The organism is Crocinitomix algicola, from assembly GCF_001661595.2.
In the GTDB taxonomy this organism is placed as follows: domain Bacteria; phylum Bacteroidota; class Bacteroidia; order Flavobacteriales_D; family Crocinitomicaceae; genus Crocinitomix; species Crocinitomix algicola.
In genome coordinates this window covers 97,474-112,321 of sequence record NZ_LYPF02000018.1, presented here as the reverse complement: position 1 = coordinate 112,321, position 14,848 = coordinate 97,474, and the positions used below count along the sequence as shown (strand labels likewise).

12 protein-coding genes are annotated in these 14,848 nt (G+C 35.9%); 10 read left to right on the top strand and 2 right to left on the bottom strand.

The genetic code is table 11. The annotated features are described in order from the left end of the window. Positions 1-160: 160 nt before the first annotated feature. Together porV and ispF are read left to right on the top strand one after the other, a co-directional pair. The gene (porV, locus tag A8143_RS12170; protein ID WP_066759112.1) at positions 161-1,393 is read left to right on the top strand and encodes a type IX secretion system outer membrane channel protein PorV; all 1,233 of its coding nucleotides are present in this window, start codon (positions 161-163) and stop codon (positions 1,391-1,393) included. Beyond that, positions 1,377-1,877, top strand: coding sequence for a 2-C-methyl-D-erythritol 2,4-cyclodiphosphate synthase (ispF, locus tag A8143_RS12165; protein ID WP_245676507.1), 501 nt, complete (start codon positions 1,377-1,379; stop codon positions 1,875-1,877). Before porV ends, ispF begins: the two co-directional genes overlap by 17 nt. On the opposite strand, the gene pbpC is transcribed toward ispF, so the two are convergent. After that, entirely contained in the window at positions 1,874-4,210 is a 2,337-nt protein-coding gene (pbpC, locus tag A8143_RS12160) for a penicillin-binding protein 1C (protein ID WP_083261363.1), read from the bottom strand. The genes ispF and pbpC overlap by 4 nt on opposite strands. A 170-nt stretch (positions 4,211-4,380) precedes the next feature. On the opposite strand from pbpC, the gene A8143_RS12155 reads away from it, so the two are divergent. After that, on the top strand, positions 4,381-7,410 hold the full coding sequence (locus A8143_RS12155; protein WP_083261362.1) for a two-component regulator propeller domain-containing protein: 3,030 nt from the start codon (positions 4,381-4,383) through the stop codon (positions 7,408-7,410). On the opposite strand, the gene A8143_RS12150 is transcribed toward A8143_RS12155, so the two are convergent. After that, positions 7,407-9,689, bottom strand: coding sequence for an ATP-dependent helicase (locus tag A8143_RS12150; RefSeq protein WP_066759109.1), 2,283 nt, complete (start codon positions 9,687-9,689; stop codon positions 7,407-7,409). The two genes, A8143_RS12155 and A8143_RS12150, sit on opposite strands and share 4 nt — an antisense overlap. Positions 9,690-9,953: 264 nt before the next feature. Between A8143_RS12150 and rpsL the strand changes: the two genes are divergently transcribed. The 7 genes from rpsL to rplW are packed head-to-tail and all read left to right on the top strand — an operon-like array spanning position 9,954 to position 14,839. Beyond that, positions 9,954-10,328: a 30S ribosomal protein S12 gene (gene rpsL, locus A8143_RS12145; RefSeq protein WP_066759107.1), complete on the top strand. Its 375-nt coding sequence runs from the start codon at positions 9,954-9,956 to the stop codon at positions 10,326-10,328. 7 nt (positions 10,329-10,335) lie between these two features. After that, entirely contained in the window at positions 10,336-10,809 is a 474-nt protein-coding gene (rpsG, locus tag A8143_RS12140; RefSeq protein WP_066759105.1) for a 30S ribosomal protein S7, read from the top strand. 2 nt (positions 10,810-10,811) lie between these two features. Beyond that, positions 10,812-12,950: an elongation factor G gene (gene fusA / locus A8143_RS12135; RefSeq protein ID WP_066759100.1), complete on the top strand. Its 2,139-nt coding sequence runs from the start codon at positions 10,812-10,814 to the stop codon at positions 12,948-12,950. Positions 12,951-12,965: 15 nt separating this feature from the next. Then, on the top strand, positions 12,966-13,271 hold the full coding sequence (gene rpsJ / locus A8143_RS12130; protein ID WP_066759098.1) for a 30S ribosomal protein S10: 306 nt from the start codon (positions 12,966-12,968) through the stop codon (positions 13,269-13,271). A 17-nt stretch (positions 13,272-13,288) separates the two neighbouring features. Then, positions 13,289-13,903 (top strand): 50S ribosomal protein L3, encoded by a 615-nt coding sequence (gene rplC / locus A8143_RS12125; RefSeq protein ID WP_066759096.1) that lies wholly within the window; start codon positions 13,289-13,291, stop codon positions 13,901-13,903. Position 13,904: 1 nt separating this feature from the next. Beyond that, positions 13,905-14,531, top strand: a complete 627-nt coding sequence (gene rplD, locus A8143_RS12120; RefSeq protein WP_066759093.1) for a 50S ribosomal protein L4 — start codon at positions 13,905-13,907, stop codon at positions 14,529-14,531. A gap of 11 nt (positions 14,532-14,542) precedes the next feature. After that, on the top strand, positions 14,543-14,839 hold the full coding sequence (gene rplW, locus A8143_RS12115; RefSeq protein ID WP_066759092.1) for a 50S ribosomal protein L23: 297 nt from the start codon (positions 14,543-14,545) through the stop codon (positions 14,837-14,839). Positions 14,840-14,848: the final 9 nt, after the last annotated feature.

Genomic DNA, 14,848 nt, shown 5'->3' with positions numbered 1-14,848 from the left:
TAAAAATAGATTCAACGAAATTTTATATTCGTTTACAATAAAGCTTTGATTAATACGTATATTTGGGTCAAGTATAGAGATTCAGTCAGTTTGAGGCGGCAGAACAGAGCTTTAGGCTTGATGAAATTGAACTGAAATATTTACAACAGATTATTTTTAAATGAAAAAAAGTATAGCTTATATCGCATCGCTGCTATTTGTAACCGGTGTAAATGCGCAAAATGTGTCTAAGGATGGAGATGAATTTCCTATCCAACTAAACACGATAACCACTGCTGTTCCATTCGCGATTATCGCTCCCGACTCACGTGCAAGTGCTATTGGTGATGCCGGTGCTGCGACTAGCGCTGATGCAAATTCTTTTCATTGGAATACAGCAAAATTGGCTTTTTCCAAAGAGAAAGCTGAATTTGGGGTGTCTTATTCTCCTTGGTTAAAGCAACTTGTTGATGATATTCACCTCTCGTACATTAGCGGGTATACAAAAGTTGGTAAAAACCATACCTTTGGAGGTTCGATGCGATACTTTTCACTTGGTAACATCACATTTACAGATAATCAAGGAAATTTAATTCGCGAATTTAGTCCAAATGAATTTGAAATACTCGGAGGTTATGCCTTTCAAATGTCTGATCGAAGTGCAATAGGTTTTAATGGTAAATTTATTTACTCGAACTTAACTGGTGGTGTAAATTCTGGTAATACAGCGACAAAAGCTGGGTTGGCAGGAGCGGTTGACTTGTCATATTCTTATGTCAATGAAGATGTTGATGTGGCTGATTATGATGCTGTTTTCTCTTGGGGTGCGACAATCTCTAATATTGGAAATAAAATGTCTTACACCGATGAAGCAGATAGGGATTTTTTACCCACCAACTTAAGACTGGGGTCAGCAATGAAGTTTATTTTTGATGACTATAACTCATTAACAACAACAGTAGACTTTAATAAACTTCTTGTGCCAACATTGCCAAGAAGAAATGGAGATGGCGAAATTTTGTCGGGATATGAAAACAACGTCGGGGTAACATTAGGGATGTTGCAGTCATTTTATGATGCTCCAGGTAATGTAATTGAAGATGATAATGGTGATTTTGAAGTACAAAGTGGCAGCCGATTAAAAGAAGAATTAAATGAAATAAATATTGGAGGTGGTCTAGAGTATTGGTATGGTGATGTACTCGCATTAAGAGGAGGTTACTTTTATGAGCATAGAGCTAAAGGAAATCGTAAATATTTTACATTTGGAGCAGGTTTATATTATAGCGTTTTTGGTATTGACGTTTCATACTTAGCAGCTCTTCGAAGAAATAATCCGCTTTCTAATACTGTCAGATTCTCGCTTAAATTTAAATTTGGTAACAATAAATTAAATAATGCAGCTGGAGAATAGTTCGATGCCTAATATTCGAATTGGCTTTGGTGTAGATATTCACCAACTTGTACCTGGCCGTGATCTAATTATTGGAGGGGTGAAATTTGATTCCGAATTTGGTGCGCTTGGACATTCTGATGCCGATGTATTGCTCCATGCAATATGTGATGCTATTCTAGGTGCGGCAAACTTGAGAGACATTGGATTTCATTTTCCAGATACTGATCCACGATATAAAGGTGCAGATAGTAAGAAGCTCCTAAAAGAATCGTATAAATTAATTAAAGATAAAGGGTATAAAGTTGGAAATATTGACTGCACGGTCTTACTTGAGGCGCCAAAAGTTAACCCCCATATTCCTGCGATGCAAAATGTGATTGCAGAGCTTTTGCAGGTAGATATTGACAGGATTTCTATAAAGGCTACGAGAGGAGAAAAAATGGGGTTTGTAGGAAATGGTGATGGCATACAGGCGTATGCTTCGGCTTTAATCTATGTTTAGTTATTACTTACAACCACTTCAAAATCAACATGCGTTTGATTACCTTTTTCATCAATTATCATTAATCGGTGTTTTCCGGTTGTTGGCTTAAATTCTATTTGATGAATTTTATTAGTTTGACCAATGAAATTTTCATCTAAATGCCAGTATAAAGTGTGAGCACTATTCACTAAAGTAGCTTCAAAGAAAATAGATTCATTTTCCTCTTCAAAATTTAAAGGTATAAAAATCGTACTATTAGATTTGGGGTAAAGGATTGCTAGTTCTTCATTGTCATTTTTTCCGCTACACCCTGGGAAATAGCTTGGGGGTTTTTTGAAGTTGGGATCGTGATTCTTATAATAAAATTCGGCAATAGCAGGAAGTTTAAACCAAGGTGTTTTTATTGCGTTAGATAATGGGTAGCAGGATGCATTGACTTGATACTTTTTTGTACTGTCCAGATGAATGAATTTATGATAGATACATTCTTTAGTTTTTAATGACGATTTGGGTACATAGGATAGATTGATTTGCTCGCATGCGGAATTAGCTCGATAACCAGTTTTACTACAAATTTTTACTTGCTCTAATTCGTCAAATGGCGGATTAAACCATTCAGCTTTTGGTAAGCTCGAAAAAACGTCAAATAGTATGGGGGCAGCAGCTGTTCTTCCAATTAGACCAGGTCTTCCTTCTCCATCGGCATTGCCTACCCAAACTCCTACTACATATTTTGAGTTGGTACCCACGGCCCAAGCATCTCTGAATCCAAAACTAGTTCCTGTTTTCCATGCTATTTCTTGTGAGGTATTGAATAATTCCCAGTTTATATCTTCTTCTGGTCGTTCAACTTCGCGCATAGCTTTGAAAGTGAACCAGCAAGTGGCAGCCGAGAAAATGGGGCGTTCCATTTCATAATTGTGGTCTTTTTTTAAATAACTTGCATCACGATTTACGCCTTTTTCAATAGTTGGGTATTGATTCAAACAACGAGCCATTTTAGCATAGATATTTACTAAATCCCATAAGTTAACTTCTGCTCCGCCTAAGATTAACGATAGTCCATAATGTTTAGGGCTTTTAGTAATCGTTGTAAAGCCAATTTTTTTTAAAGTATAGTGAAATTTTTCAATTCCAAACTGGGTTAATAATCTAACCATTGGAACATTTAATGATCGTGATAGAGCTTCGTCAATAGGAACGATGCCGTCATACTTCAAGTTATAGTTTTTTGGAGAATAACCTGACATGACTGTTGGAATATCTTGAACTGCCATACTAGGTGTAATAGTACCACTTTCAAGGTTTGAGGCATATAAAAATGGTTTTAATATGCTCCCCGATGATCTTGGAGCTGTTATAATATCTACGTCTTTACTGTGTTCAGTTCCCGTGCTTAAAACGTTTCCGTTGTAGGCTAAAACCTCACCTGTTTTTACATCCATTACCATAACGGCAGCATTATGAATTTCATTTTCTGATAATTGGCGATGGTGATGTTTTAAAATTGCATTAATTCGCGCCTGTAAACCTGCGTTTACAGTTGTTTTAACTACCTGACCAGATAGCCCGTCGGCAATTGCACGATTCATTAAATGTGGTGCTATTCTAGGTATTGGATGTGGCTTGCTGGGGAGTGGTTCAAGCTTCGATAATTCCCACATGATAGAGTCCATTTCTCCAACCTCATAAAGTCTATCGAGTAAGCGGTTTCTTTTTGCTTTAAGGGCAACTCTATTTTTTCCAGGATGCATCAGAGATGGTGCATTTGGCAAAACGGCAAGAGTCGCAGTTTCTGCCCAAGACAACTCGTTAGCGGATCGCCCAAAATATCTCCAAGCTGCTGCATCTAATCCTACAACATTCCCACCCATGGGCGCATTTGAAGCATATATTGCTAGTAATTCATCTTTGTTAAAACGCCATTCTGCTCTACTCGCCCAGAACATTTCAATTATTTTTTGCCAAATAGTTCTCGACCTATTTCCTCTGCTCATGCGCATTATTTGCATGGTAATAGTACTTCCTCCACTTACTTTTTTACCTGATTTTAAATTTTGATACAATGCTCTGCCTATTCCTTTAACGCTAATTCCCAGATGATTCCTGAAATTCCTGTCTTCAAATTGTATTATAGCTTTTTCAAATTTATAAGGTACAGAATCGTTTTGAGGAAACCTCCATTGACCGTCTTCTGCAATACTCGCAGCTAATAAATTACCGTCTTGATCCAAAATAACAGTGCTTGTAGGTTTGTCGAACAATTGGTCTGGTAGGCAAAAATACCATGTTGTGAATAGAATAATAGAGAATAGAGCAATAGGATAGCGCTGTTTTTTTATAAACATCATGAATCCGTCTTTTATTTTTTTTATCCGTTTCAAATAGTATCTTTAGATTGTTTAAACTTATGCGATTTTTATGTTTTTATTGACATACTTCGAAACGAATCTAATGAAATAATCTAATAATTAAAACGACTTTTATTATCCGAGTACGTTCATTTTTTATACGACCGTTTGTGCCTAATTTGTTGAAGAGCTTATTTGTTTCTTTTCTAATAATAATTGGATCCTCACAATTATTTGCACAGGCATATAATTTTAATTTTTTATCTATTCAAAACGGTTTACCGCAATCTCAGGCTTTTTGTTTGGATTTTGATGATGATAATCAAGTTTGGATCGGAACGCAAGGAGGGGGACTTTGCCGGTATGATGGTAAAGAGTTTCTATATTTCACTAAAAATGACTCTTTGTTGTCAAATAGAATATATTCTTTAGAGAATATTAATAACCAGCTATGGATTGGACAAAAAGGAGGGGTGTCAGTCTTTAATTCTGATGGTAGTTTTGTTTGCAACTATTATTCTGATAACCCAAATCAAACCATTCAAGATATAGTGTTTTTCGATGATCAGATCTACTTAGCAAGTAATGATGGCTTGTTAACTATAAATGAAAATAAGGTTGAGCCTTTTCTTGATAATCCGAATCTAAAACAACTGAACATTTTTAAGTTTTTTACCCCTGACTCATCAAATTTATGGCTCTGTACTGAAAAGGGCTTAATAAGTTTCGACAATGTTTTTGGTAAATTGAATAAAGGAAAGGGATTGTCTCATAATAATGTGCAAGAAGTTGTTGTTTTTAATGATGAATGGGTATTAGGTACTTACGGAGGTGGGCTTAATTTTTATAAGAAAAATGAAATTTATCAAAAGGAGAAATTCAGAGATTTAAATGATGCAATTATTTTATCGTTATATGTCTCTAAGCAGAATGAATTATGGATCGGAACATTAAACAAAGGAGTTTTTAGATATGTTGCTGAAACCGACGATCTTCGAAATTTTAAGACATCTAATGGGTTATCTGGAAATCATATCAAAACTATTAAATCTGATGTTTGGGGTAATATCTGGATTGGGACTAGTGGAGGAGGTATTTCAGTTTATCAAAATAGCCCTTTCCTAAAATATACTAGTTCTTCTGGTTTAAATGGGAATTATGTTTTCTCCGTATTAAATGATTCTAAAAATAATCTGTGGCTCGGAACGGAGGGTACAGGGGTCATGAGAATAAATGATACTTCGCGTGTTTTGTTTGATGAGGAGTATGGGTTTTATTCGGAAAAGGTCAAAGCAATTTTTGAAGATAGTCAAGGAAATATTTGGTTGGGTACAGAGGGTAAAGGCGTAGGTCTCTACAGTTCTGTTGATAATAAAGACACCATATATAAATTTAATGCAAGCGCTGGTCTTTATGGTAACTGGATAAGAAGTTTCGCTGAAGATCAGAAAAATAAACGTATTTATATCGGTTCATCCGAGAATGGAATTTTTTACATGAATTATAATTCTAAAAATTATCAGAATATTAGTTTCAAGCGTTTAAAGGATGAAACATTAGGTGATCTTAAAGGAGTGGGTGATTTGCATTTTAATAATAACCGCCTGTGGTATGTAACTGCTGCTGGAGATTATGGCTTTTATTCTTCAAATCAGGAATGTAAACGATTTTTTGAGCCGAAGGTTAGCTTTAGGAATATAGTTGGAAGTGATAGTGTTTTTTGGTTAGGAACAAAAGATAATGGTATTCTTAAAATTAAAATATCAGGTGACAGTTTAGTCCATACAAAGTGGATCACCGCTGCCAACTCTGGAGTAATTGCATCGAATAATGTGTATCAATTGGTATTGCATAAAAACCAATTATGGGTGGGAACAGAGAGAGGGTTGGATCGTTTGGAGTTGGATTCAAGCCATGTTATCCAAAAATCAGAGCATTTTGGGTATGAAGAAGGATTCGAAGGTGTTGAAACAAATATTAATGCAGGTCATTTTGATAAAGCAGGTAACTTTTGGTCTGGTACAGTTGACGGCTTGTATTTGTATAAGGGGCTAAGCCCAAATATATTGCGTGAAAATCCACCAACATTGACTTTAAGTGATTTTCGAATTGTTTTTGAATCAATTGAAAATACCAGATTTGCCAAGAATTTTGAGAAAGGTAAGGTGATTAAGTCAATTCTTTTGAATTATAATGAGAATCATATAAGCTTCTCTTTTAAAGCCATTCATTATAGTTTTCCTGAACGAATCAAGTACCGCTGGAAGTTAGATGGTGTTGAATCTGATTGGAACCCCGCTACTAAAGTTAATATTGCAACTTATCCAAACTTGTTACCTGGTAAATATACTTTTAATGTTCAAGCTTCAGTGGATGATCAATGGAAATTAACCCCATTGACTGTAGATTTTACTATCGACAAACCTTATTGGGATAAATTCTGGTTTAAATTTGCGTATTACTCCACTGGAGGATTGATTTTAATCTTAGTTATATTGCTCTTATTTAAAAGACAAAAACGAAAAAATAAAGAATTAAACGAGAAGTTAAAGCTTGAAAAAAATCTTCTTGAGTTAGAACAAAAAGCATTGAGGTTGCAGATGAATCCTCATTTTATATTTAATGTTCTCAATTCAATTCATAACCTAATAATATTAAATGACTCTGATAAGGCGAGGTATGCCTTGTCAAAATTTTCAAAATTGATGCGTCAAGTACTTGAAAATTCTCGCGAAAAACTGATTTCCATTGATGACGAGATGAAGACGTTAAAGAATTATGTTCAATTAGAGCGTTTAACATCTAATATTGACGTAGAACTTGAGTTTATAATAGGTGATTTAGTCGATACAGAAGAGGAGGTACTACCGCCATTAATGATTCAACCATTTGTTGAAAATGCTATTATCCACGGATTAATGGGAAGTGGTAAAAAAGGTAAGATTGTTGTTTCTTTCGATTGGATGAATGAAAACGTTTTAGTTTGCAGTGTTCAAGATAATGGCGTGGGAAGAATGGTTTCCGCAAAAAGAAATGCGCAAAAAGATGTCTATCATAAATCCACGGCATTACAAGTGGCACAAGAACGATTGGCTAATATCAATCAAAGCCAAAATTTCAATCCATTCGAAATTGTAGATCTATTTGAAGAGAACGGGACCTCAAAAGGAACAAAAGTAATTATGCGGCTTCTGGTCTAGTCTACAATTTCAAGTTTCGCGAATTTTAATAATAATTGTTTGTTTCCAGCTTTCGGAAAGAATACTGTTGCTTTTGAAGGTGGATTACCATCCAAACCTACCACTTTACCTTTACCGAATCGTTCATGAATTACATTATTACCTACCTTCAAATCTAAGTTATTCGCAGTTACACCCTTGGTCGCTTTTTTAGGTTTGGCTTGATTGACAGGTGTGAGTTTTCGCCTTTCTGAAAATAAAGGCTGTTTTTTCGAACCTATTTTTCTTTCCATGTTTACTTGATTCATGGATCTTCCTCCACCCAAACTGCGTCCGCCTGGTATATTCAATAATTCCAAATGTTCGTTGTCAATTTCTTCTATGAACCGGCTAGGTTCACTTGTGACTATATTTCCCCATCTAAATCGACTCGTCGCATAAGAAAGCGTAGCTTGCTTCTCTGCTCTAGTAATTGCTACATAAAATAACCGCCGCTCTTCTTCTAATTCCGTTCTAGAGTTTAATGCCAATTGCGAAGGGAATAGGTTCTCTTCCAATCCTACAATATAGACATAGGGGAACTCAAGTCCTTTTGAAGCGTGAATGGTCATTAATGTAATTTTGTCTTTGTCTTCTTCTGTGTCTTGATCTGCATCAGTTAACAAAGCTACATCAACCATAAAATCACTCAAATATGCGGTCTCATTCTCATCAGTTGATTCAACAAATTCCTTTATACCAGAAAGTAATGCTTGTATGTTTTCATGTCTGGACACACCCTCCGGCGATTTATCTTCATACAAGTCTCTTAATATTCCGGAGTTTTTTGCAATGTGCTCGGCAAGTGAGTACGCGTCAAGTTTTTCTAACTGTACAGCATAACTGTTAATAGAAGTCACAAAAGCATTAATTTTTTGCTTGGCAGTACTGCTAATTCCAACATTAAATTTTGGCAGATTGGTAATAATTTCCCAAAGACTTGTTTCATGTTCTACTGCGGCAATTATAATTTTTTCAATCGTAGTTTTACCAATCCCTCGTTTGGGGTAATTAATTACCCTTTTTAAGGCTTCTTCATCTGTGGGATTTGCAGTCAATCTAAAATAGGCTAATAAATCTTTAATCTCTTTACGTTGATAGAAAGATAAGCCTCCGTATATTTTATAGGGTAAATTTAATTTCCTTAAGGATTCCTCAAATGATCTCGATTGCGCATTAGTTCGATACAAGATGGCAAAATCAGAGTTGGCCGCCTGTTCCAAATTTTTTGTTTCAAAAATCATGTTACTTATCGCTTTACCTTCTTCATTGTCTGTTAAGGAGCGTAGTACTTTTATCTTATTCCCTTCATTATTGTCTGTCCAAACAGTCTTTTGGATTTGGTCTTTGTTTTTAGCTATTACGCTATTGGCTGCGTTAACTATAGTTTTTGTGCTGCGATAATTTTGCTCTAGTTTGAATATACGATGATCTTTATAGTCATTCTTAAAATTTAAGATGTTCTCAATATTTGCTCCTCTAAATGAATAGATACTTTGAGCATCGTCTCCTACAACACATATATTATTGAAGACGGCAGCGAGTTTTTTAACAATTAAATATTGGGAATAGTTGGTGTCCTGATACTCATCAACCAAAATATATTTAAACTTATGCTGATAGTAATGCAACACATCGGGATGGTCCCTTAAAAGGATGTTAGTTTTAAAAAGAAGGTCATCAAAATCCATCGCACCAGCCATAAAACATCGCTTTTCATATAAACGATAGACTTCAAAAAGCCGGGGTTTACCGCTCATTCGATCTTCAGCAACAATTTCAGTATTGGCCTCATAGGCTGCCGCTGAGATAAGGTTGTTTTTCGCTGATGAAATTCTACCTGAAATTAAATTCGGTTTATACATTTTATCGTCTAACCGAAGTTCTTTAATTATCGTTTTTAATAAACTTCTTGAATCTTGTGTGTCATAGATTGTAAAATTGGACGGGTAACCTAACTTATCAGAGTGATGTCGAAGAATTCGTGCAAACACAGAGTGAAATGTCCCCATGGAAATATTCTTCGCTTCACTACCTCCAATTATTTGAGAAATACGTTCCTTCATTTCTTTTGCTGCCTTGTTGGTAAATGTTAAGGCTAGGATGTTGAAAGGATCAACGCCATTTTTAATCATGTGCGCTATACGATATGTTAGTACTCTCGTTTTACCTGATCCAGCTCCTGCGATAACCATTGTTGCTCCTTCAGTATGTAAAACTGCATCCCGCTGTGCAGGATTTAACGTCGATAAATAATCCATAGGAACAAAAATATATAAATATTAATGATCCTGATTTATCTCTATTTAATTTAGTTCTATTTTTGTGTTTTTAAAGAGGATTTTTTCATCCGCTTCTTTTCATGCCATTTTATATTTTCAACAGTAATTTGTGAAAAATCAAAAAATTAACAAGGCAAAAGTTGTATAATAAAAAAAACTTAATACCTTTGCACTCCGAATTTTTACGAATTTGGGCGCAATATATTGTGAAATAAATAGATAAAAACAACATTTAAAGGTACTATGCCAACTATTCAACAATTAATTAGAAAAGGTAGAGTAGCGCAGGTGAAAACGAGTAAGTCAGCGGCTCTCGATTCTTGCCCGCAGCGAAGAGGAGTATGTGTAAGAGTTTACACTACCACACCGAAAAAACCGAACTCAGCTATGCGTAAAGTAGCTAGGGTAAGACTAACCAATGGTAAAGAAGTGAATGCTTATATCGGAGGAGAAGGTCATAACTTACAAGAGCACTCAATTGTTCTTGTGCGAGGAGGAAGAGTAAAAGATTTACCAGGAGTTCGTTATCACATTGTTCGTGGTGCATTAGATACTGCAGGTGTTGAAGGAAGACTACAAAGAAGATCTAAATACGGTGCTAAACGTCCTAAGAAATAAGTGAATCATGAGAAGAAGACAAGCAAAAAAACACACGATATTGCCTGATCCTAAGTATAAGGATGTATTGGTAACTAAATTTGTTAATAATTTAATGCTTCACGGAAAGAAGAGTGTTTCTTTCAAGATTTTCTACGATGCAATGGATATCGTTGCTGAAAAGAATGAGGAAGAGAGCCCTGTAGATGTATGGAAAAGAGCATTGAATAATGTTACTCCTAATGTAGAGGTTAGAAGTAGAAGAGTTGGTGGGGCAACTTTCCAAATTCCTACTCCTGTTCGAGATAATAGAAAACAATCTCTTGCAATGAAATGGTTAATTGGTTTCTCTAGAAAAAGAAACGAGAAAACAATGGCTCAAAAATTAGCATTCGAAATTATGGCGGCTGCTAAAGAAGAAGGTGCTGCTTTCAAAAAGAAAGAAGATATGCACAGAATGGCAGAAGCAAATAAAGCATTTTCACACTTTAATAGATTCTAGTAATGGCTAAGAAAAGAGATTTAACATATACAAGAAATATTGGGATTATGGCCCATGTTGATGCAGGTAAAACTACAACAACTGAGCGTATCCTTTTTTATACTGGTGTAAGCCATAAGATTGGTGAGGTTCATGATGGTGCTGCTACTATGGACTGGATGGAGCAGGAGCAGGAGAGAGGTATTACAATTACTTCTGCTGCAACAACTTGTTTCTGGAAATATCCAACGGTACAAGGGCAACCTGTTGATAATACAAAAGATTATCGTATTAATATTATTGATACTCCAGGTCACGTTGACTTTACCGTTGAGGTAGAGCGTTCTTTACGTGTTTTGGATGGTGCAGTAGCTCTTATTTGTGCTGCGTCGGGTGTTGAGCCACAATCAGAAACTGTTTGGAGACAAGCAGATAAATATGGTGTTCCAAGAATTTGTTTCGTTAATAAAATGGATCGTGCTGGTGCAGACTTCATGCGTTGTGTGAAAGAAGTGCGTGAGCGTCTTGGTGGTAATCCGTTGCCACTTCAAATTCCAATTGGAGCTGAAGATGAATTCAAAGGTGTTGTAGACTTAATTACAATGAAAGGAATCATATGGGATGATGAGAATTTCGGATCAACATATGAGGAAGTTGAAATTCCTGCTGATTTAGTAGATGAGGCACAAGAGTGGAGAGACAAGTTAATTGAAGCGGTAGCTGAATCTGATGAAGCGCTTATGGAAAAATTCTTCGAAGATTCTGATTCAATTACTAAAGAGGAAATGTTTGCTGCTATCAGAAAAGCAACAATAGATATGTCTATCCAACCTATCATGTGTGGATCTGCTTTCAAAAATAAAGGGGTACAAACTATGTTGGATGCGGTAATGGCATTCCTTCCTTCTCCAATGGATAAAGAGGCTGTTGAAGGGATCAACCCTAAGACTGATGAGCCTGCATTCAGAAAACCAAGTATTGATGAGCCTACAGCGGCTTTAGCGTTTAAGATTGCTACTGATCCATTCGTAGGAAGACTTTGTTTCTTTAGAATGTATTCTGGTAAAATTGATTCAGGTTCTTATATCCACAATACTAGAACGGATAAAAAAGAGCGTATTTCTCGTATCTTCCAAATGCACTCGAATAAACAGAATGCAATTGATATGATCGAGGCTGGTGATATAGGTGCCGGTGTAGGTTTCAAAGATATCAGAACTGGTGATACATTGTGTGATGAAAAACACCCAATCGTATTAGAATCAATGGATTTCCCAGATCCAGTAATTGGTATCGCAATCGAGCCTAAAACACAGGCTGATGTTGATAAATTAGGAATGGGTCTTAATAAATTATCTGAAGAGGATCCAACTTTCCAAATTTCTACAAATGATGATTCTGGTCAAACTGTAATCTCTGGAATGGGTGAGCTTCACCTTGAGGTTTTAATTGATCGTTTGAAAAGAGAGTTCGGTGTAGAAGTAAATGAAGGTGCTCCTCAGGTTGCCTACAAAGAGAAAATTAATGCTTCAGTTGAGCACAAAGAGGTGTATAAAAAGCAATCTGGTGGTCGTGGTAAATTCGCAGATATTTCTGTTAAAATCTACCCACAAGAAGATGCTGAAAAAACTGGACTTGAATTTATTAACAACATTAAAGGTGGTAACATTCCAAAAGAATTTATCCCTTCTGTTGAAAAAGGATTTAAGGACTCAATGAAGAACGGTGTATTAGCTGGGTTCCCAATTGATAGCCTTGTAGTTGAATTGAACGATGGTTCGTACCATGATGTTGATTCAGATGCACTTTCATTTGAAGTTTGTGCTAAAATGGCTTATAGACATGGATTGAAAAATGCAAGTCCTGAGTTATTGGAGCCAATTATGAAAGTTGAAGTGGTTACTCCTGAAGAGTATATGGGAGATATCGTTGCCGATTTGAATAAACGTCGAGGACAAATTAATGGTATGGATGATCGCTCTGGAGCGAAAGTTGTTAAAGCAGATGTTCCATTGGCAGAAATGTTTGGTTATGTTACGACATTAAGAACATTATCGTCTGGTCGTGCGACATCAACTATGGAGTTCTCGCATTACGCAACTACTCCTAAGAATATTGCTGACGCAGTAATTAAGAAAGTACAAGGTAAAATTGAAGCATAATAAAGAGCTATAAAAATGAGCCAAAAAATTAGAATAAAATTAAAGTCTTACGATCATAATTTAGTGGATAAATCTGCTGAAAAGATTGTAAAAGCAGTAAAAGCGACAGGTGCAGTGGTAAGTGGACCAATTCCTCTACCAACGCACAAAAGAATTTATACTGTATTGAAATCACCACACGTAAATAAAAAAGCAAGAGAGCAATTTCAATTGTCTGCATATAAGAGATTAATTGACATCTATAGCTCATCATCTAAAACGGTTGATGCTTTGATGAAGCTCGAATTGCCAAGTGGTGTTAACGTTGAAATTAAAGTTTAATTAGTAATAAGTAAAGTATGCCAGGGATTATTGGAAAGAAAATCGGGATGACTAGCATCTACAGTGCCGAGGGCAAGGCAACGCCATGCACAGTGATAGAGGCTGGTCCTTGCGTTGTGACGCAAGTTAAAACCGAAGAAAAAGATGGGTACAAGGCTGTACAATTGGCTTTTGGAGACAAAAGAGCTAAGAACACACCAAATGCCCTACAAGGTCATTTCAAAAAAGCTAAAACTACGCCAAAAGCTAAATTGGTTGAGTTTGACGGTTTTGAAGATTTAAATCTTGGAGATGTTGTCAGTGTTGATATTTTTGAGGAAAACACTTTTGTTGATGTAATCGGTACGTCAAAAGGTAAAGGTTTTCAAGGGGTAGTTAAACGTCACGGTTTTGGTGGTGTTGGACAATCTACTCATGGTCAACATAACCGTTTAAGAGCACCAGGTTCAATCGGTGCAGCTTCTTATCCTGCAAGAGTATTTAAAGGAATGAGAATGGCAGGTCAAACGGGTAACGCTCGCGTTACTCAACCAAACTTGCAAATATTAAAAGTTTTAACTGATAAGAATTTGATTTTAGTGAAAGGTTCTATACCTGGAGCGAAAGGTTCTTACGTAATAATTGAGAAATAAGATGGATATTAAAGTAGTTGACATAAAAGGTAAGGAGACTGCCGCAAAGGTTAAGCTTGCTGATTCTATCTACGGTATCGAGCCAAATGATCATGCAATTTATCTTGATGTAAAACAGTATTTAGCTGCTCAACGTCAAGGTACGCACAAGTCAAAAGAAAGAGCTGATATCGCTGGATCAACACGTAAGATCAAAAAGCAAAAAGGTACAGGTACAGCTCGTGCGGGTAGCATTAAATCTCCGGTTTTCAGAGGTGGTGGACGTGTTTTTGGTCCAAAACCAAGAAATTATGACTTTAAATTGAACGTGAAATTAAAACGTTTAGCACGAAAGTCTGCATTATCATACAAAGCTCAAGAAAAAAATATTATTGTCGTAAATAATATGGATTTGAATGAGGTTAAAACGAAAAACTTTATGAGTATCATGGCTGATATGGAGATCGCTTATGAAAAAGTATTGTTTGTTTTACCAGAAGATAACAAAAATGTTTTTCTTTCTGCTCGCAATATTCAAGGCGCTAATGTTGTGACTGTTGATAGCTTAAATACCTACGAAATTCTTAACGCTAATAAGTTAGTGATCGTAGAAGGAGCTGTTGAAAAAATTGAATCTATATTGAATTAATAGTTGAAGAGATGAACAGTATTATAAAAAAGCCTTTATTAACAGAGAAAGCAACGTTGGATAGCGAAGTAAACAACAGATATGCTTTTGTTGTTGATAGAAGAGCAAATAAATTGGAAATTAAAGATGCTATTGAGAAAGAATATAGCGTCACAGTAGAAAACGTTCGTACAATGACCTATGGTGGCGGGAAACCAAAAAAGAAGTATACTTCAAGAGGTATTTCCGAAGAGTCTAAACCGGTATGGAAGAAAGCAATTGTAACAGTTGCTGAAGGTCAGGATATTAACTTGTACGAAAACATTTAAGATTAGTTA